Origin of the sequence: Saccharothrix texasensis, from assembly GCF_003752005.1 — a bacterium.
GTDB classification, from domain to species: Bacteria; Actinomycetota; Actinomycetes; order Mycobacteriales; family Pseudonocardiaceae; genus Actinosynnema; species Actinosynnema texasense.
The window spans coordinates 3,025,798-3,042,980 of sequence record NZ_RJKM01000001.1 but is presented as its reverse complement, the minus strand read 5'-3'; the positions used below and the strand labels follow the sequence as shown (position 1 = coordinate 3,042,980).

The following is a 17,183-nucleotide window of genomic DNA, read 5'->3' as shown; positions in this document are numbered from 1 at the left end:
TGGTACTACAAACAATGTCGAGTAGGTTCGCGCCATGACACGTGACGACGCGCTGGAGGACGCCCTCGTCCGGATGTCCTTCCGGGTGATGGCCGTGCTCACCCGCATCGGCGCCGAGCACGACCTGTCCCTCACCCAGCTGCGGCTGCTCGGCGTCCTGCGCGACCGCCGACCGCGGATGACCGACCTGGCCGCGTTCCTGGGGCTGGACAAGTCCACGATGTCCGGCCTCGTCGAACGGGCCGAGCGCCGAGGCCTCGTGGCCCGGGACAAGTCCCCGGCGGACCGCCGGGTGGTCGACGTGGTCATCACCCCGGCGGGCCGCGACCTCGCGGAGCTGCTGGCGGGCGAGGTCCGCTCGGCCCTCGCGCCCTCCACGGGCAGGCTGCGCGCCGACGACCGCGACCTGCTCGCGAACCTGCTCGACGCCCTGTCCCGCCCGACCGCGGCAGAGGACCACCCGACCGGGTGAACGTGGGCGCGTCGGGCGTCCGGTCCGCGCGCCACCGCCGTGCACGGCCCGACGCGGCCACCCAGAATTCGGCCATGGGCGAGGAGAAGGTGCACAAGGGCGACGAGGTCACGTGGTCCAGCCACGGGCAGACGGTGCACGGCGAGGTGGTCGAGGAGATCACCGAGGACACCGAGGCCGCGGGCAGGCAGGTGCGCGCGTCGAAGGAGGAGCCGCAGTACCGCGTGCGCAGCGACAAGAGCGGCAAGGACGCCGTGCACAAGCCGTCGGCGTTGGAGGACGACTCGTGAGCGACGAGTTCGAGGACGCGGTGAACATGACGGCGACCGAGCTGGCGCGGTGGCTGGAGACCGACGAGTCCCGGTCCGTCGGCCAGTCCGACGGCGGCGAGTCGGTCGGGCACGAGTCCGGCAGGCGGATCGTGGCGCTGCTGCGCGCGAAGAAGGGCGAGTTGACCGAGGACGACCACGCGCACATGCGCAAGGTCGTCGGGTACGTCCACCGCCACCTCGCGCAACGCCCGGACGGGGACGTGGAGCGCACGAGGTGGCGCTACTCGCTGATGAACTGGGGGCACGACCCCCTCAAGGACTGACGCCGGGGTGTCGGCCCGTCACCGCCGCCGGAGCCGTTCGGCGGCCAGCCTGCCGGAGATGAGCACCGGCGGGATGCCGACGCCGGGTGTGGTGCCGCTGCCGGCGAGCACCACGTTGCCGTCGCGGAACGGCAGGTTGCGCGGCCGGAACGGACCCGTCTGGGTGAACGTGTGCGCCGCCGAGAACGGGGTGCCGGCGGCTTGGCCGTCCCGCGCCCAGTCGTCCGGCGTCGTCACGGACAGGATCTCGACGTCCGGGTCCACCAGCTTGCGGGTGACGAGCTCGTCGACGACCTGCGCGGCGTAGCGCGGTCCGACGACGTCCCACCTGATCGGCGCGGCGTCCAGGTTCGGGCACGGGGCCAGCGCGTACTGCAGGTGCCGTCCCGCCGGGGCGAGCCCGGGGTCGGTGACGGTCGGCGTGGTGAGCAGCAGGGACGGGTCGCCCATGAGGCGGCCCTGGCGGATGATCTCGTCGAACGTGGTCTCCCACGCGGTGCCGAACGAGATGGTGTGGTGGGCCGTCCCCTCGACCACCCGCGGGGCGCCGAGGTGCACCACCACCGCGGACGGCGACCAGCGCAGCGGGCGCGGGCGCCGCGGTTCGCCGCGCAGCAGCCGCGTGCTCTGCGCGGGACCCGTGGCGAGCACGACGGCGTCGCACGGGACGCGGTCGGTCGTGGTGCGGACGGCGGTCACGCGCGGGCCGGTGCGGTCGAGCGAGACCACCTCGGTGTCGTAGTGGAACCGGACCCCCGCATCGGCGGCGGCGTCGGCGAGGGCCTGCGGGACCGCGCGCATGCCGCCGCGCGGGAACCAGACGCCCGCGACCGTGTCCATGTAGGCGATCACGGCGTACGCGGCGAGCGCGTCGGCGGGGGACACCCCGGCGTACAGGGCCTGGAACGTGAAGACCCGGCGCAGCCGGTCGTCGTGGACGAACCGGCCCACCGCCCGGGACAGGGAGCCGAAGCCGCCGAGCCCCGCGAGCGCGACCAGGTCGCGGCCGAGCAGGTCGAGCGGCGAGTCGAAGCTCGCGCCGATGAACCGGTCGCGCTCGACCTGGTACAGCCGGGTCAGCCAGGCGCGGAGCTCGCGGTAGCCCTCGGCTTCGCGGTCGCCGGCGAACCCGGCGATCGCCTGGCCCATCGCGTCGGCGTCGGTGTGCACGTCCAGCGCGCTGCCGTCGGCGAACTCGGCGCGGTAGGCGGGGTGCAGCGGCACCAGGTCCAGGTGGTCGGCGAGCCGTGCGCCCACCGCCGCGAACGCGTCCTCCAGCAGCTCCGGCATGGTCAGCACGGTCGGCCCGGTGTCGATGAGGTGCCCGGCCACGTCCAGCCGGCCCGCCAGGCCGCCGGGGTGGCCGTGCCGCTCCAGCACCGTCACCTCGTGCCCGGCCCCGCGCAGGTGCAGCGCGGCGGACAGGCCGGACAGGCCCGCGCCGATCACGACGACCGAGTCGGTCCGGCCCTTCACCAGGTGCGCCACGGCGTTCCCCTCCCGTCAGTCGCGGCGGCGGACGGCCTTGGCCGCCAGCTGCCTCAGGTGCGTGCGGGCGACCTCGTCGACGGCCGCCCGGTCGAGCGCGGCGAGTCCGCTCGCGGCCAGCGCCTCGATGTGCTCCTCGACGGCCTCCACGGCGCCGTGGTCGACCAGCAGCTCCCGCACGGCGGCCACGGTCCCGTCCGTCACGGTCACACCGTTGAGGCAGCGCAGCAGCGTCCGCGCCGCCCGGTGGTCGCCCGCCGCGGTGGCCCGGGCGATCGCGATCGCCATCAACGGGGTGCGCTTGCCCTCGCGCAGGTCCTCGCCGACGGGTTTGCCGGTCACCGCCGGGTCGCCGAACATGCCGATCAGGTCGTCGCGCAGCTGGAACGCCACGCCGACGTCGCGGCCGAACACCCGCAGGCACTCCACCACGTCGGCGGGCGCGCCCGCGAGCGCGGCGCCGAGGTGCAGCGGCCGTTCGACGGTGTACGCGGCGGTCTTCAGCGCCGCCACCCGCAACGCGCCCTCCAACGACTCGTCGCGCCCGGCGGTCGCGAGCAGGTCGAGGTGCTGACCGGCCATCATCTCCGTGCGCATCCGCTGCCACGGCCGCCAGGCGCGCTGCAACGCGTCGGCGGGCAGGCCGGCCGTGACGAGCGCGTCGTCCGCCCACGCCAGCGCGAGGTCGCCGACCAGGACCGCGGTGGAGTCGCCGAAGCGGCGGGCGCTGCCGGACCACCGCGACCGCCGGTGCCGCGCCGCGAACGACTCGTGCACGGCCGGCCGGCCGCGCCGGGTCGCCGAGCGGTCCATCACGTCGTCGTGCACCAGCGCGCAGCACTGCAACAGCTCCAACGCCACCAGCGCGCGCACCACGGCTTCGGACGTGTCGCCGCGCACCTCGCCGCCCGCGGCGCGCCAGCCCCACCAGGCGAACGCGGGTCGGATCCGCTTGCCGCCGGCGAGGACGAGCGCGCGGACCTCTTCGGCCAGCTCCCGCGCGGCGTCGACCTCCGGGCGGGTGCGGAAGAAGTCGTCCAGCTCGTCCGCGAACCGCGCCGCGAACGAGTCGGGCGCCGGGGGAGTGGGCGTGCGGGTGTCGACGCCGGCCAACAGCGACATCGTCGCTCCCTCGCGTGGTGGGGTCGGTGCTCAGTGGATCGAGCTAAGCAGCGCGACCCGCGCCCCGCACAACGAGCGGCGCTGGTTGTGCGGAGCGACCCGGGCCGACTTAGCGTGAGGAGGTGCCATCGCGGAGGGAACGCCCACACATGTCCGCAGACCGGGAACTGGATGCCGCGGGCATCACCGAGCCGCGGCTGCGCGACGCCTATCGGCGGTGCCGCGCGCTCAACGCCGAGCACGGCCGCACCTACTTCCTGGCCACGAGGATGCTCAGCCCGGCGCAGCGGCCCGCGATCCACGGCCTGTACGGGTTCGCCCGCCGCGTGGACGACATCGTGGACGACCTCGACAGCGGGTTGCCGCGCAAGGTCGAGGGCCTCGCGGCGGTCGAGGCCGACCTCGACGCCGCGCTGGAGCGCGGCACGGCCACGGACCCGGTCGTCACGGCGTTGTCGGACACCGTGCGCCGGTACGACATCCCCACCGCGCACTTCCGCGACTTCATGGCGTCCATGCGGATGGACCTGACCGTCACCGACTACGCGACCCGCGCCGAGCTGCTGCGGTACGTGCACGGCTCGGCGGCGGTCATCGGCCTGCAGGTGCTGCCGGTGCTCGGGACGGTCGTGCCGAGGCAGGAGGCGGAGCCCGCCGCCGCCGCGCTGGGGATCGCCTTCCAGCTCACCAACTTCATCCGCGACATCGGGGAGGACCTCGACCGCGACCGGGTGTACCTGCCCGCCGACGAGCTGGCGGCGTTCGGCGTCGACCGGGACCGGCTGTCGTGGGCCCGCGCCGCCGGCCGGGTCGACGACCGGGTCCGGGCGGCGCTGCGCGACCAGGTCCACCGCACGCGCCAGGTCTACGCGCGGGCGCTGCCGGGCATCGCGATGCTCGCGCCCCGGTCGCGGCCGTGCGTGAGCACCGCGTACCGGCTCTACGGCCGCATCCTCGACCTGGTCGAGGAAGCGGACTACGACGTGCTGTCCCGACGCGTCGCGGTGTCGAACGGCCGACGGCTCGCGGTCGCGCTGCCCGCGTTCGCCAGGGCCGTGCTCGCCCGAACGGCCTGATCACCGGAGGAGAGACATGCCCGACCGCCTGCCGCTGCGCGCGTTCACCAGCCCGCCCTGGTCGAAGCAGGAACCGACCTGGCGGGACGCGAAGCCCGCGCTCATCGAGGCGGCGCTGAAACGCGCCACCGCCCGGCCCTCCGGCAACTGGTTCGTGGTCGGCGCGAGCCGCGACGTCGTGCGCGGCAAGCCGTTCGGCCGGACCGTCGCCGGGCGCGAGGTGGTGCTCTGGCGCGGGCCGGGTGACGTGCTGGTGGCCGGTCCCGGGTCGTGCCCGCACCTGGGCGCGCCGCTGTGCGACGGGGCGGTGGTCGGGGGCGAGCTGGTCTGCCGCTGGCACGGGCTCGCGCTGGGCGGCGAGCGGTTCGGCGGGTGGAGCCCGTTCCCCGCGCACGACGACGGCGTGCTCGCCTGGGTGCGCCTGGACGACGTGGGCGGCGAGGAACCGCTGCCCGAGCCGGTGCTGCCCGCGCGGCCGGCGGGCAAGGTGCTCGACGCGGTCGCCACGCTGATCGGCCGGTGCGAGCCCGAGGACGTGATCGCGAACCGGCTCGACCCGTGGCACGGCGCGTGGTTCCACCCCTACTCGTTCGCGAACCTCCGGGTGATCGAGACGCCCACCGAGGAGCTGGACCGGTTCCTGGTCGAGGTGACGTTCCGGGTCGTGGGCAGGTTCGGCGTGCCGGTGACCGCCGAGTTCACCTGCCCCGAACCGCGCACGGTGGTGATGCGGATCGTCTCCGGCGAGGGCGAGGGCAGCGTCGTGGAGACCCACGCCACACCGCTGGGCGACGGCCGGACGGCGGTGGTCGAGGCGACCATCGCGCAGTCCGATCGGCGTGGGTTCGCGCTGGTCAACAGGGTGGCGCCGGCGATCCGGCCGGCGATGCGGTGGACCGCCGCACGGCTGTGGCGCGACGACCTCGCCTACGCCGAGCGCCGGTACGCCCTCCGGTCGAAGGGTGTGCTGCCCGGTTGAGGCACCCCCGAGTTGAATCGGTTTTGAGTCGATTTTACGATGGGTCCGTCATCGTCGTCGACTCGCGAAGGACGTGCGCCATGCCCGAGCTCTCCCGCCTGCCCCGCCCCGTCGCCGAGTCCTGGGACTGGCAGCTCTCCGGTCTGTGCCGCGGCATGGACAGCACCTACTTCTTCCACACGCCCAACGAGCGCGGCTCCGCCCGGGAGCAGCGCGAAGCCATGGCCAAGTCGATCTGCCAGCGGTGCCCCGTGATGCGCCAGTGCCGCGAGCACGCCCTCGAAGTGCACGAGACGTTCGGCATCTGGGGCGGCCTGGGCGAGAGCGAACTGCGGGCTATGCTCTCCGAACGCGCCAGGAAGTGAGCTTGTAGTCGATGAGCTGGACACCCCGCGCGGTCGCGGCGATGCTCGGCATCTCGCCGACCACGCTGCGCACGTGGGACCAGCGTTACGGGCTGGGCCCGTCCGACCGCACCGCGGGCGGTCACCGCCGCTACCGCGACGACGAGGTCGACCAGTTGCGGCGGATGGTCGCACTGACCGCGCAAGGCATCGCACCCGCCGACGCGGCGCGGCAGTCACGGCAACGGGTCCCGGCGGCGCCGCCGCCGACCAGGCCCGTGCTCACCGCCGACGCGGCCCGGTCCGTCCGCCGGGGCTTCCTGACCGCCGCCGACCGGCTCGACGAGCCGCGGGTGCGCCGGCTGGCGGACGAGCTGATCACCGCGCACGGTGTCGTGGCGGCCTGGCAGGCGGTGCTCGCGCCGTTCCTCGTGGAGCTGGGCGAGCGCGTGCACCGGCGCGGCGCCGGCGTCGAGGTCGAGCACCTGGCCAGCGCCGGCCTGCTGCACGCGCTGCGCGCCGTGCCCTACCCGGACCGCGACGGCGTGCTGACCGCGTTGCTGTCGTGCGCGCCGGACGAGCAGCACACGCTGGCGCTGGAAGCGCTCGGCGCCGCACTGTCCGAAGAGGACTGCCTGTGGCGCAGCCTCGGCGCGCGGGTGCCGCCGACGGCGTTGCGCGACGCGCTGGAACGCCTGCGCCCGGCCGTGGTGGTGATCTGGGCGCACCACGCCGACTTCGCCGCGGCCGTGCCGATCGAAGGGCTGCGCCGCGACACCGAGGCCGTGCTGGTGGCCGCCGGTCCCGGCTGGGCGGGTCTCGCGCTGCCCGCGTCCGTGCGGCGGCCGGCCACGCTGACCGAGGCCGTCCGCCTGGTCGTCGACCTGATCCGCGGCTGACCCCGGTCAGCCGGTCTTCGTCGTCGCGCGCGCATGCCGACGCGGACGCAGCCGGTGCCGTCGGTGGGGGTCGGGCACACGACCGGCGTCCAGTCGTCGCTGAAGGCGCCGTCGGCCGGGCCCGCGAACACCGCCTCCGACACCGGGACCAGGTCCGACTCGACCGCCGGGGCGCGGCCCGCCATGCCGTCGACGAACGCGCACCGGAGGACTGGGACGCCGTCGTGCTCCGAGGCGGTGATCTCGACGCCCTCCCTCCGGTAGGCGCCCGCCCGGTCGCCGACCCCGCGGCGGCACCGCGTCAGGCTCGGTGCGGACCTCCGTCCACCGGCGTCCGGCCCCACCGCCGGGCCACGGCGCGCAGCACCGGACCCCGGCCCGCCGTCGGCACGCTCCACAGCTCCGTCCCGGCGACGCCCCACCGGCTCAGCAGCCGGTTCGCCGCGTCGAACCCCGTGGTCGCCGCGCGTTCCATCAGCGCGACGGGCAGGTCGATCCGCACCAGGTCGCCCGCCAGCACGAGGTGGTCGTCCGGCGTGGTCACGGTGGGCCGGCGGGCGAACCCGCCGGCCGGGAACAGCGGGCAGTCGGCCCGCAGCTCGTGCCGCTCGTCCACGACGTTCGCCCGCTTCGTCTCGGGGTAGACCTCGGTGAGCTGCTCCCACAGCCGCGCCCGGGGATCGGGCTCGTCGGCCGGCAGCGCGTACCCGTGCAGCTCCACCACCGAACCGCCGGTGCGCGCGGCCCACGCCCGCGCCTCGTGCTCGTAGTGGTCCAGCACGCTCACGTTGTCCAGCAGGCCGTACCCGCTGGTGCCCAGGAAGCCGGGGCGGTCCGGGTCCACCGGCCGGTCGAGCCAGTACCGCGACACCAGGAACGGCGGCGCCGTGCGCAGCTCCGCGATCCGCTCGCGCCACGCGGCGTCGCCCAACCGGGGCGACGCGGCGACGACCCGGCGCAACCCGGGCACGTCGGCGGCCAGCACGACGGCGTCCGCGTCGAGCACGTCGCCGGACACGTCCACCGCGAACCGCTTGGGCCCCCCGGGGCGCACCGACCCCACCTCGACGCCCCGCCGCACGGTGGCGCCCAGCTCGGCGAGGTGGCGACCGAGCGGTTCCCACAGGGCGTGCGGGAACGGGTCGGCCGCCACGTCGAACAGCAGGCCCTCCGCCGAACCGAGGAAGTAGATGTGGAACATCACCGCCAGCTCGGCCGCCGACATGCGGCTCGGGTGGGCGAAGAAGCTGCGCGAGAACACCTCGAACGCCAGCGCGTGCGCGGGCCGGGGGAAGCGGATCCGCTCCAGGTAGGTCGCCGCGTCCAGCCCGTCGAGCTCCCGGTACACCTCCGGCACCGACACGTCCAGCAGCGGCAGCGCGGCCCGCGCATCCACCGACGGCAGGTCGGACCACCGGAACGTCGGGCTGCGGCGCAGGAAGGCCAGCGCGTTCCACGGCAGGGTCGTGGGCAGCCCGGCGAACCCGTCCCGGTGCCCGCCGGTGTGCCACAACGGGTAGTCGGGCAGGCCCACCAGCGCCCGGCCGCCGGGGTCGACCCGGCGCAGCAACGCGCGCAGGTTGTAGTACTGCCGGAAGAAGGCGTGGAAGCCGCGGGTCATCGTGACCTGGCTGCCGTCGGCGAGCGTGGTCGGCCACCCGCCCACCCGGCCGCCGAGGTGGTGCTCCCGCTCGCACACCACGACCCGCGCGCCGCGCTCGGCCAGGACCGTCGCGGCGGCCAGCCCCGCGATGCCCGCCCCGACCACGACCACCGTCGGGGCCTCCCCGTCGAACCGCGCGCGTCCGGCGGGCGCGGCGACCCGCACCGCCCTGCGGTCGCGGGGGATCACGACCGCGCCCGTTCCGGCGCGAGCCCGACGAAGGTGTGCACGACGCCGAGCTGCCACCCCGGCACCGGGCGGCTGCGCACGCCGCCGAAGCCTTCGCGCCGCAGCCGGTCGCGCAACGCGCTCGCCCCGTCGAACCGCAGCACGCTGCGCCACAGGTAGGTGTAGAGCGAGCGGTCGCCGGTGAGCAGCCACCCGGCGGGCACGACGACGAGCCCGCACATCGCGGTCCAGACCGCCGTGCTCAGCGGGGAGTCGCGCACCGAGTACTCGTGCAGCACCAGGCGCGCACCCGGCGTGAGCAGACCGCGCACCTCCCGCAGCGTGACGTCCGGGTCGGGCAGGTTGCGCACCAGGTAGGCGGCGAACACCGCGTCGAACGGCCCGTGCGCGTCCAGGTCCTCGACGCGGCTGTGCACGAACGTGACGGTGTCCGGCCACCGCTTGGCCCGTGCCCGCGCGAGCATCCCGGCGGAGGCGTCCACCGCGACGACCTCCACGTCCGGCGCCACGGCCAGCAGCGCCGCGGTCGACGCGCCCGTGCCGCAGCCCAGGTCGAGCACGCGTTGCCCGGCCCCGCTGCCCCGCAGGCCGAGCGCCCGCGCCGAAGTCCGCAACGCCCGGTGGTAACCGGGGTTCAGGCCGACCATCCGGTCGTAGTCCCGCGCCGCGTCGTCGAACGACCCCGGCACCTCAGCGGCGCTCAGCCGTGTCATGCGCTCTCCTCCTCCGCTCCCACAGCAGCAGCACCGCGGTCACCATCGCGAACCCGTACAGGAAGTCCTCGACCGGGATGTCCCACGGCACCCGCACACCGCTGATCGCCCAGTCCGCGTACAGCACGATCGGCGCGTCGAGCTTGGTCAACCACCCGTCCACCGGGACCTGGAAGGCGAGCACGATCGCCATCGTGACCCAGTAGGCGAGGCGTCGGAACAAGCCCGTGCGCAGCACCAAGAGCTCCCACAACACCACCAGGACCGCCGCGGTCACCGCAGCCAGCAGGTACTCCCTAGCCATCGCGCAGCAATCGGCCGACGGCCTCGTAGGTCAGCAGCGCGCACAGCGGGATGGCCACGAAGAACAACACCTCTTCGATCGGCAGGACACCGGCCAGCACCACACCCGTCGTGCCGTCGCGGTGGAAGCTCCAGTGCCCGCGCGCGATCGCCACCACGTCCCACACGACCAGCACCAGCAGCACGGGCACGACCGTCCGGGCCACGTCCGGCCCCCGGCGGTACACCCCGCGACCCACCCACTCCAACGGCGCCGTCACGAGCAGGCACACGGCCAGCACGGCCAGGTACTCGTACTGGCTTCTCATCCCACCTCCGCGGCTCGCCTGCGTCGACAGTAAGAGCCCGCCGGCGGGTCCGCATGACAAGTCGCCCGGGAGCGGGGGACGGGCGCCCGCCGCAACCCCGCGGGCGGCGTCGCGAGCCGGGCGAAAAGCCGTCCGCAACCGAGGACCCGTCACGTAAGCTGCGCTCCGGGTCGGGGGACCTTCTGAGTGGAGATTTCCGTGTTCCGATCCGTGCGCGGCCTTGGGGCCGCGTTCTCCGTGCTGGTCGCCTTGACCGCCTTGTCCGACCTGATCACGGCCGGGCGGGTGTGGCGCGTGCACGGCGTGCTGGAGGACTACCTCGACGACCGGATCGGGGAGGCGGAGCTCGACCGCACGCTCTCCGCCACCAACCTGTTCGACCTCGGCAACGCCGCGCTGTACCTCGCGACGGGCGTCGTGTTCGTGGTGTGGACGTGGCGGGTGCGCGCCAACGCCGACCTGGTCGCCCCGGACGCCCACCGGCACGCCAGGCACTGGGCCGTGTGGGGCTGGCTGCCGATCATCAGCTTCTGGATCCCGCGCCGGGTGGTGGCGGACGTCTGGGAGGTCAGCGCCCCCTCTGCCGAGCGCGGTCGCGACCGGGCCGAGGTCAACTGGTGGTGGGGCCTGTTCATCGCCTACCAGGTGATCGACCGGATCGCGGACCGGATGCTGGCCAGGAGCGAGACCGCGGACGGGTTCGCCAGTGGCGCGGCGATGCTCGTGGTGGTGGCGCTGCTCTCGGTGGCCGCGGCCGCGCCGGCGGTGATCGTGGTGCGCAGGATCAGCGCTTGGCAGTCCTCGCCGGGCTTCGTCGCGCCGCCCGAGGTCGTCTCGCCCACGTCCGTCGGGTTGACCCCGGTCGACGTGCCGCGACCGTCCGTCCTCCCGGTCACGCCGCCCTCCCACGACCCGAGGTGGCAACGCCCGGAGGAGTAGGCGCCCGAGCCGGCCCGCGCGCGCCGTCAGCGGTGCGCGCGGCGCCAGAGGGCGGGCCAGCCGCCCGTGCCGAGCAGCGCGGCGGGGACGAGCAGGCCGTGCTCGGCGACGCGGTCCTCCACCAGCTCCGCGGGCGCGCCGAGGTCGACCGCCGCGGCCCGTGCACCGACGTCTGCCCGGGCGCGACCACCCGCACCGTGTCCGTTGTGGACGGAGCGGTGCAGGTGCTGGCGATGGCCGGCGCGCACACCAGCTCGGTCGAGGGCCGGCGTGCCACCGAGCGGGCCAGTCGCAGCGCTGCTCGGCGACCGCCGCGTGCGCGGCCGTGCCGACCCGCTTGGTCGCCGACGGCCCGGACGGCGCCACCAGGCCGGCGGTCCGGTCGCCAGCCGGTGCGCGCCGTCGTTGCCGAGGACCCTCCAGCGCGGCGAGCACCGCGTCACGCCGGTCGCCGCGGGCGCGGGCCAAGCGCGCGGACGCGAAGCCGCCGCCGAGGTCGACACCCGCTGCCGCGGCCGTCTCGGTCCCGTCGACCACGAGCAGGACGAGCCTCCTGGTCGCTTTCCGCACCACGTCCGGTCACGCCGAAAGCCAGTCGGATGGACATCGGCACCATCATCGCGCACCGCGCCACCGGTTCTCGCGGACCGGAGCCCGCGCGGGTGGCGAAGGAGGATGTTCGTCGTCCGGGCCTGATACACGTTCGGCGCCACGGGATTCGGTGCGCGGACGCCGGTGCTGCGGGGGTTCTGCTCTGATCGAGTGTCGGTTGTTCCGGAAAGCCCGGACGGGAGGTGATCCTTGGCCCCGCTCGGGCTTTTTCCGGACTTCGAGAGGGTGGACCCGGTGTCGAGAACTGTTCAGCGAGTGGTGACGGTGGTGTTCGCGGTCCTGGCGTTGGCCGGGTTCGGCGCGATGGGCGCGCAGGCGTCGGCGGCGTTGGTGCAGCGGGAGGTGGCGACCCTGCCGGTGCCGCCGCTCAAGCCCGCCGAGGGCAAGGTCGAGACCTCGTCGATCGGCTGCGTCTGGAGCTACTACCCCGGTCGGAACTCCACCGTGTGGGTCGACTGCCACCAGATCGGCGGCGGCGCGGCCGGGTTCTCGGTCTCGGTGCTGTGCAGCGACGGCAGCGTCCACAGCAGCGACGTGACCCGGTTCGGGTCCTCCGCGGTGGCTTACTGCCCCGGCGCGACGACGATGCGCAGCTTCACCATCTGGGCCCACTACTGATCCGCGTCCGGGAGGCGGGTGCGGTCAGGCCAGGTCGGACAGGTCCGCCGACCGGCTGACGACCGCGGCCCGCACCGACACGGCCCGGCTCTACGCCTGCTTCGGCAGCGAGGAAGGGCTGTTCGACGCGATCTTCGCCGCGCCCGTCGAGCCCGGCTGACGACTCCCGGACTCAGGCCGCCGCTCAGTCGCCCCAGCGCGCCGGGATGTCGGTCGGCGCGCCCAGCTCGTCGGTCTTCAGCAGGTACTTGGCCAGCGAGCCCACCGGGGCCTTGGCGGGCAGCGCCCGCGCCTGGCCGACGATCGCGGCGTGCAGGGTCGAGGAGGTGTCCAGGCGCGGGTAGCGGGTGTGGAGGTCGGCGGCCACCTCGTCGGTGACGGCCTCGGAGTCCGCGCCGAAGTCCAGGGCCGTGCCGGCGGCGACCAAGCGGCACAGCAGGCCGCGGCGGTGCGCGATGCCGGTGGAGGTGTGCAGGGCGATGGCCTCCCACACCAGGTCCGCCGTGCCCGCGTCGACGTCGTGGTCGCGCAGGTGCTCGACGGCCAGGTCCGCGCCCGCGACCTCGAACCGGTCCGGCCGCCGGGCGCCGGCGTCGCTCAGGCCGAGGTCGTGCAGCACCGCGGCGAAGAACACCGCCCGCGGGTCGTACTCCTCGTGCCCGCGGGCGTCCCACCGGTCCACCAGGAACTCGGCGTAGGCGTAGGCGCGGATGCTGTGGTTGACCACGGCCGGGGACACCGAGGCGCGCAGGAAGTCCAGCGTGGCGCGGGCGAACGGCTCGGCCGGCGTTGCGGGAGTGGTGATCACGGGATCGATCCTGCTGGGGTGCGGAGAAGCCGACCAGTGGCCGGAACGCCAGGTGTCAACGGATTCTGGCCAACCCCGGCAGGGCGTGCGGGCCTCCGGGGTCGCCATCCCGTCATCGTGGTCGCCGGCAAATCGCGGGCGCGGGCGGCGAGGTGGTTGCTAGGGTTCCCCGGCCGGCCGCGGGACTTCGGCGCGACTTCCGGAACCCGCCTCTGAAGCGATGATTCGCTGATCGCGCCCCCATTCCCCGGCCGGCCCCGACACCACCCGGAGTGACCGCGTGGACGCCCTCGCCGCCGACGACATGCTGATGTTCATCAACGCGGCGACCACGTCGACGTCGCAGCGCGAGTTCCACGGCGACGCCGACGACCAGCGGCTGTCGCTGGACTTCCTGCACGACTACGTGATCGGCAACTACCGCGACCTCTACGCGGCGGCCCTCGCGCTGGACATCAACGACCACAACGCCGCGCTGATCGTCCGCAAGCTGCTGGAGACCACCGGCGACGCCACCGCGGACCGGCGGCGCGTCGAGGGCCGCCTGATCGCCCGACGGCTGCGCGCGCTGCCGCCGCAGCGCGTGTACGACCTGTTCCGCGCGTTGCGCCGGGCCCGGGTGAACAACCGACGCACCCGCGCGATCATCCGCGAGTGGGTCGCGGGTCGGCCGGACCCGGCGTTCGACGCGGTGAAGTACCGCACCGGCCTGAAGCGGGCGCTGCGGCACGCGCACGTCGCGCCGGCCGGCGAGCTGGGCTCGTTCCTGTTCACGTCCGGCCACCACGGCCGGTACGCCACGCCGCTGCTGGAGACGTGGCGGCGGGCGCACTACGAGCAGGCGTCGGTGTACGGGCTGCCGTACACCGTGGCCGAGGGGTTCGCCGCGAAGCACGGGATCGACCGGACGACGTTCCTCAAGCGCATCGAGCCCCGGATGACCAGGCTGGAACGGCTCCGGTCGCAGGAGTCCGCGCGTCGGGACCGGGCCGCGGTGGCGGTCGACCTCGGGTCGATGCCGCTCACCCGCCTGGCGTCCTACGTCCTGTCCCGGCCGGCGGCCGAGCGGGTCGAACGGCGGGACGAGCTGACGGGCGCGCTGCGCGCGGCGGCGGTCCGGGCCGCCGGGCGGGCCGCGGGGCGGTGGGGCCGGGTCGCGGCCGTGCTGGACGACAGCTTCTCGGCGTCCGGCTCCGCGCAGAAGCGCCGCCGACCGCTGGCGGTCGCGCCGGCGTGCCACCACCTGCTGGCGGAGTTGGCGACGGAGTACGTCCCGCTGTGGACGTCGGGGCGCACGGACGCCCTGCTGGCCCACCCGTACGGGATGACGCCGCTGGGCGAGCGGGTGCTCGACGCGCTGGAGCAGGCGCCGGACCGGCTGCTGATCGTGTCCGACGGCTGGGACAACGCGCCGCACGGGCTCGCGTCGGAGGTGCTGCGGGTGTGGCGGACGAAGCTCGACCCGGGACGCCGGGTGGCGGCGGTGCACCTGAACCCGGTGTACGACGCGGCCGACTTCGACGTGAAGCGGCTCGCCGAGGCGGTGCCGACCGTCGGCGTGCGCGACGCGGAGGACGTGCCCGCGCTCGTCGAGTTCGCCCGGTTCACCGAAGGTCGGACCGGGATCGCCGGCCTGCGGGCGCACTTCGACGCGCGGGTGGCCAGGTTCCTGGAGGAGGGGTGACGGTGGAGCTCGACCTGACCGGGCTGACCACGCGGGCGGCGCAGGTGTGGGGCGGCGTCCGGCTCGTGCCGTTGACGCGCGACGAGCCGGTCACCGGCCTGCGGCTGCACGCCCGCGTCCACGGGTACCAGGTGGGTGTGGTCGAGGTGGACCGGCGCACGCACTACGTGTCCTACGTGCCGCACGGTTTCGTGGCGACGTGGTCCGACGACGACACCCCCGTCGCGGCGTACGGCACGCAGCTGGAGCGGGGCACGGCCGGCGGGAAGCCGCCGCACGGCATGAGGTTGCGCCTGCACCGCCGCACGGCGCGCCGGGTCGAGCGCAACCGCTTGCGGTTCCTGCCCCTGCACGTGGCGGTCGAGGGGTACCTGGCGCTGCACTTCGGCGGCCCGGAGGTCGTGTGGGAGGAGTGGTCGCAGCGCGCGGTCCGCCGCGGCCTGTCACCGCGCGTGGAAGAGGCGTACGTGGGCGCGGAGGTCGAGGGCCTGGCGGACGCGGTGAAGCACTTCGAGATCCACCCGGACCAGTGCGGCGTCCTGGTCTACGTGGCCGACGCGCCGGCCGCGGCGTTCGTCGTGCCCCACCCGGACGACTACCGCGCGCTGCACACCACTCTCCTCCAGGACCTGTACGGCGAGCTGGTGCACCACTACGCGACCCTGGCGACGCCCGTGCCCCCGTTCGACGTGCGGCTGCCCGACGACGTGGCGTCGCTGGCCGACCTGCGGGCGGCGGCGGCGCGGGAGCAGGCGGAGTGGGCCCGCTTCCACGACCTGACGATGGCGGGCGGCCTGCTCGGCGAGAGCTACGCGACGAGCCGCGTGCACCGGGTGGGCGACTTCGCGCTGTCCCGCTTCCTGCCGACGTTCCGCGTCAAGGAGGAGAACCACATCGGCGAGCTGATCACCGACCGGGACGGCCGCACGGCGTACCTGAAGTCCTTCCGCCTGTCGGAGGCCCATATCCGCCGGGGCCACCTGCTGACCAACCTGGCCGCCCACCACTGGCACCTCGCGACCACCGCGGCCGCCCTCGGCGTCACCGAGCCGCAACTGGGCCTGCGGTTGCAGGCGGCCGGTTTCGGGGCGCTGCTGCGCGAGGACGTCCTGGCCCGCTACCGCGCGGGGTGACCGGCCCGGGTCAGCGCCAGCCGAGGGCCGGTGCGACGTGGGTGAGGATGTCGTCGAGCAGGTGGGTGTTGTAGTCGACGCCGAGCTGGTTCGGCACGGTCAGCAGCAACGTGTCGGCCTCGGCGATGGCCTCGTCCTCGGCCAGCTGCCCGACCAGCACGTCCGGTTCGGCGGCGTAGGTGCGGCCGAAGACCGCCCTGGTGTCGGCGTCGAGGTAGCCGATCTTGTCGGTGCTGTCGGAGTCGTCGCCGAAGTAGGCGTGGTCCAGGTCCGAGGTGAGCGCGAAGATGCTGCGCGAGACCGAGACGCGCGGCTCGCGCGGCCACCCGGCCTCGGTCCACGCCTTGCGGAACGCCCGGATCTGCTCGGCCTGCTGGACGTGGAACGGCGCCCCGCCCTCGTCGTTCTTCAGGGTCGAGCTCATCAGGTTCATGCCCTGCCGCGCCGCCCACACCGCGGTGCCGTTCGAGCCGGCGCCCCACCAGATCCGCTCCCGCAGGCCCGGCGAGTGCGGCTCGACGCGCAGCAGCCCCGGCGGGTTGGGGAACATCGGGCGCGGCTCGGGCTGGGCGAAGCCGTCGCCCTCCAGGACCGTCAGCAGCACCTCGGCGTGCTTGCGGGCCATGTCGGCTTCCGTGTCGCCCTCGCCGGGGCGGTAGCCGAAGTAGCGCCACCCGTCGATCACCTGCTCCGGCGAGCCCCGGGAGATGCCGAGCTGGAGCCTGCCGGCGGAGATGAGGTCCGCGGCGCCGGCGTCCTCGGCCATGTACATCGGGTTCTCGTAACGCATGTCGATCACGCCGGTGCCGATCTCGATGCGCTCGGTCCGGGCGCCGATCGCGGCCAGCAGCGGGAAGGGCGAGGCGAGCTGCCTGGCGAAGTGGTGCACCCGGAAGTAGGCGCCGTCCGCCCCGAGCTCCTCCGCGGCCACGGCGAGGTCGATGGCCTGCGTCAACGCGTCGCCCGCCGTCCTCGTGCGCGAGTGCGGCGTGTCGGACCAGTGCCCGAAGGACAGGAAGCCGATTTTCTTCACGCCCGTGCAACGCGTCGGTCGGTCGAATGATTCCGCCATCACGCTGTGCGAGCGGGCCGACACGATCCGGCGCTCGACCGTCCCTTGTAGAGGCCGGGAGATCGGTCCGCTGCCCGCCGCCGGCGTGGTGCCTGTCCTGCGCGAGACGGAACCGGCTGTCCGGTGTGGACTGGGTCGTCCACACCGGACAGCCGGTTCCGTCTCG

At 74.4% G+C, this 17,183-nt stretch carries 20 protein-coding genes; 11 read left to right on the top strand and 9 right to left on the bottom strand.

From position 1 onward, the window contains the following. Positions 1-34 precede the first annotated feature (34 nt). The 3 genes from EDD40_RS12145 (at position 35) to EDD40_RS12135 (ending at position 1,067) form a co-directional block, all read left to right on the top strand. Complete coding sequence (locus tag EDD40_RS12145; protein ID WP_123742996.1) at positions 35-472, top strand: MarR family winged helix-turn-helix transcriptional regulator; 438 nt, start codon at positions 35-37, stop codon at positions 470-472. Positions 473-546: 74 nt separating this feature from the next. Continuing rightward, the gene (locus EDD40_RS12140) at positions 547-762 is read left to right on the top strand and encodes a hypervirulence associated TUDOR domain-containing protein (RefSeq protein ID WP_123747976.1); all 216 of its coding nucleotides are present in this window, start codon (positions 547-549) and stop codon (positions 760-762) included. Then, entirely contained in the window at positions 759-1,067 is a 309-nt protein-coding gene (locus EDD40_RS12135) for a DUF3140 domain-containing protein (protein ID WP_123742995.1), read from the top strand. Before EDD40_RS12140 ends, EDD40_RS12135 begins: the two co-directional genes overlap by 4 nt. Before the next feature lie 18 nt (positions 1,068-1,085). On the opposite strand, the gene crtI is transcribed toward EDD40_RS12135, so the two are convergent. Then, on the bottom strand, positions 1,086-2,555 hold the full coding sequence (crtI, locus tag EDD40_RS12130; protein WP_123742994.1) for a phytoene desaturase family protein: 1,470 nt from the start codon (positions 2,553-2,555) through the stop codon (positions 1,086-1,088). 15 nt (positions 2,556-2,570) lie between these two features. Continuing rightward, positions 2,571-3,677: a polyprenyl synthetase family protein gene (locus tag EDD40_RS12125; protein ID WP_123742993.1), complete on the bottom strand. Its 1,107-nt coding sequence runs from the start codon at positions 3,675-3,677 to the stop codon at positions 2,571-2,573. Positions 3,678-3,826: 149 nt separating this feature from the next. Between EDD40_RS12125 and EDD40_RS12120 the strand changes: the two genes are divergently transcribed. The 4 genes from EDD40_RS12120 (at position 3,827) to EDD40_RS12105 (ending at position 6,975) form a co-directional block, all read left to right on the top strand. Then, on the top strand, positions 3,827-4,753 hold the full coding sequence (locus tag EDD40_RS12120) for a phytoene/squalene synthase family protein (RefSeq protein ID WP_123742992.1): 927 nt from the start codon (positions 3,827-3,829) through the stop codon (positions 4,751-4,753). A 16-nt stretch (positions 4,754-4,769) separates the two neighbouring features. Then, entirely contained in the window at positions 4,770-5,732 is a 963-nt protein-coding gene (locus EDD40_RS12115; RefSeq protein ID WP_123742991.1) for a DUF5914 domain-containing protein, read from the top strand. 80 nt (positions 5,733-5,812) lie between these two features. Then, positions 5,813-6,097, top strand: a complete 285-nt coding sequence (locus tag EDD40_RS12110) for a WhiB family transcriptional regulator (protein ID WP_123742990.1) — start codon at positions 5,813-5,815, stop codon at positions 6,095-6,097. Positions 6,098-6,108: 11 nt separating this feature from the next. Continuing rightward, positions 6,109-6,975 (top strand): MerR family transcriptional regulator, encoded by an 867-nt coding sequence (locus tag EDD40_RS12105; protein ID WP_123742989.1) that lies wholly within the window; start codon positions 6,109-6,111, stop codon positions 6,973-6,975. A 301-nt stretch (positions 6,976-7,276) separates the two neighbouring features. Here EDD40_RS12105 and EDD40_RS12095 read toward each other — a convergent pair whose 3' ends face one another. Genes EDD40_RS12095 through EDD40_RS12080 form a run of 4 tightly spaced genes read right to left on the bottom strand, consistent with a single transcriptional unit; the run spans position 7,277 to position 10,151 of the window. Then, entirely contained in the window at positions 7,277-8,824 is a 1,548-nt protein-coding gene (locus EDD40_RS12095; RefSeq protein WP_123747975.1) for an FAD-dependent oxidoreductase, read from the bottom strand. Continuing rightward, positions 8,824-9,540 carry a class I SAM-dependent methyltransferase gene (locus EDD40_RS12090; RefSeq protein ID WP_123742987.1) on the bottom strand — a complete coding sequence of 239 codons (717 nt, stop codon included), beginning with the start codon at positions 9,538-9,540 and terminating at the stop codon, positions 8,824-8,826. The genes EDD40_RS12095 and EDD40_RS12090 overlap by 1 nt, the downstream gene beginning before the upstream one ends. Then, positions 9,518-9,844 carry a lycopene cyclase domain-containing protein gene (locus EDD40_RS12085; protein WP_123742986.1) on the bottom strand — a complete coding sequence of 109 codons (327 nt, stop codon included), beginning with the start codon at positions 9,842-9,844 and terminating at the stop codon, positions 9,518-9,520. Before EDD40_RS12085 ends, EDD40_RS12090 begins: the two co-directional genes overlap by 23 nt. Next, positions 9,837-10,151 (bottom strand): lycopene cyclase domain-containing protein, encoded by a 315-nt coding sequence (locus EDD40_RS12080; RefSeq protein ID WP_123742985.1) that lies wholly within the window; start codon positions 10,149-10,151, stop codon positions 9,837-9,839. The genes EDD40_RS12085 and EDD40_RS12080 overlap by 8 nt, the downstream gene beginning before the upstream one ends. Before the next feature lie 198 nt (positions 10,152-10,349). Between EDD40_RS12080 and EDD40_RS12075 the strand changes: the two genes are divergently transcribed. Beyond that, positions 10,350-11,090 carry a DUF4328 domain-containing protein gene (locus EDD40_RS12075; protein WP_170185037.1) on the top strand — a complete coding sequence of 247 codons (741 nt, stop codon included), beginning with the start codon at positions 10,350-10,352 and terminating at the stop codon, positions 11,088-11,090. A 26-nt stretch (positions 11,091-11,116) separates the two neighbouring features. Here EDD40_RS12075 and EDD40_RS12070 read toward each other — a convergent pair whose 3' ends face one another. After that, on the bottom strand, positions 11,117-11,338 hold the full coding sequence (locus tag EDD40_RS12070; protein WP_123742983.1) for a hypothetical protein: 222 nt from the start codon (positions 11,336-11,338) through the stop codon (positions 11,117-11,119). Between the two features lie 598 nt (positions 11,339-11,936). On the opposite strand from EDD40_RS12070, the gene EDD40_RS12065 reads away from it, so the two are divergent. Further along, positions 11,937-12,320, top strand: a complete 384-nt coding sequence (locus EDD40_RS12065; protein WP_148088767.1) for a hypothetical protein — start codon at positions 11,937-11,939, stop codon at positions 12,318-12,320. A 184-nt stretch (positions 12,321-12,504) separates the two neighbouring features. Here EDD40_RS12065 and EDD40_RS12060 read toward each other — a convergent pair whose 3' ends face one another. Continuing rightward, on the bottom strand, positions 12,505-13,128 hold the full coding sequence (locus EDD40_RS12060; protein WP_170185036.1) for an HD domain-containing protein: 624 nt from the start codon (positions 13,126-13,128) through the stop codon (positions 12,505-12,507). Between the two features lie 280 nt (positions 13,129-13,408). Between EDD40_RS12060 and EDD40_RS12055 the strand changes: the two genes are divergently transcribed. Together EDD40_RS12055 and EDD40_RS12050 are read left to right on the top strand one after the other, a co-directional pair. Next, a complete protein-coding gene (locus EDD40_RS12055) occupies positions 13,409-14,812 on the top strand; it encodes a hypothetical protein (RefSeq protein ID WP_211348155.1) in 1,404 nt (467 codons plus the stop codon). Further along, a complete protein-coding gene (locus tag EDD40_RS12050; protein WP_123742980.1) occupies positions 14,809-15,945 on the top strand; it encodes an ARPP-2 domain-containing protein in 1,137 nt (378 codons plus the stop codon). The genes EDD40_RS12055 and EDD40_RS12050 overlap by 4 nt, the downstream gene beginning before the upstream one ends. Positions 15,946-15,955: 10 nt before the next feature. On the opposite strand, the gene EDD40_RS12045 is transcribed toward EDD40_RS12050, so the two are convergent. Next, complete coding sequence (locus tag EDD40_RS12045; RefSeq protein WP_123742979.1) at positions 15,956-16,978, bottom strand: LLM class flavin-dependent oxidoreductase; 1,023 nt, start codon at positions 16,976-16,978, stop codon at positions 15,956-15,958. Between the last annotated feature and the right edge of the window lie 205 nt (positions 16,979-17,183).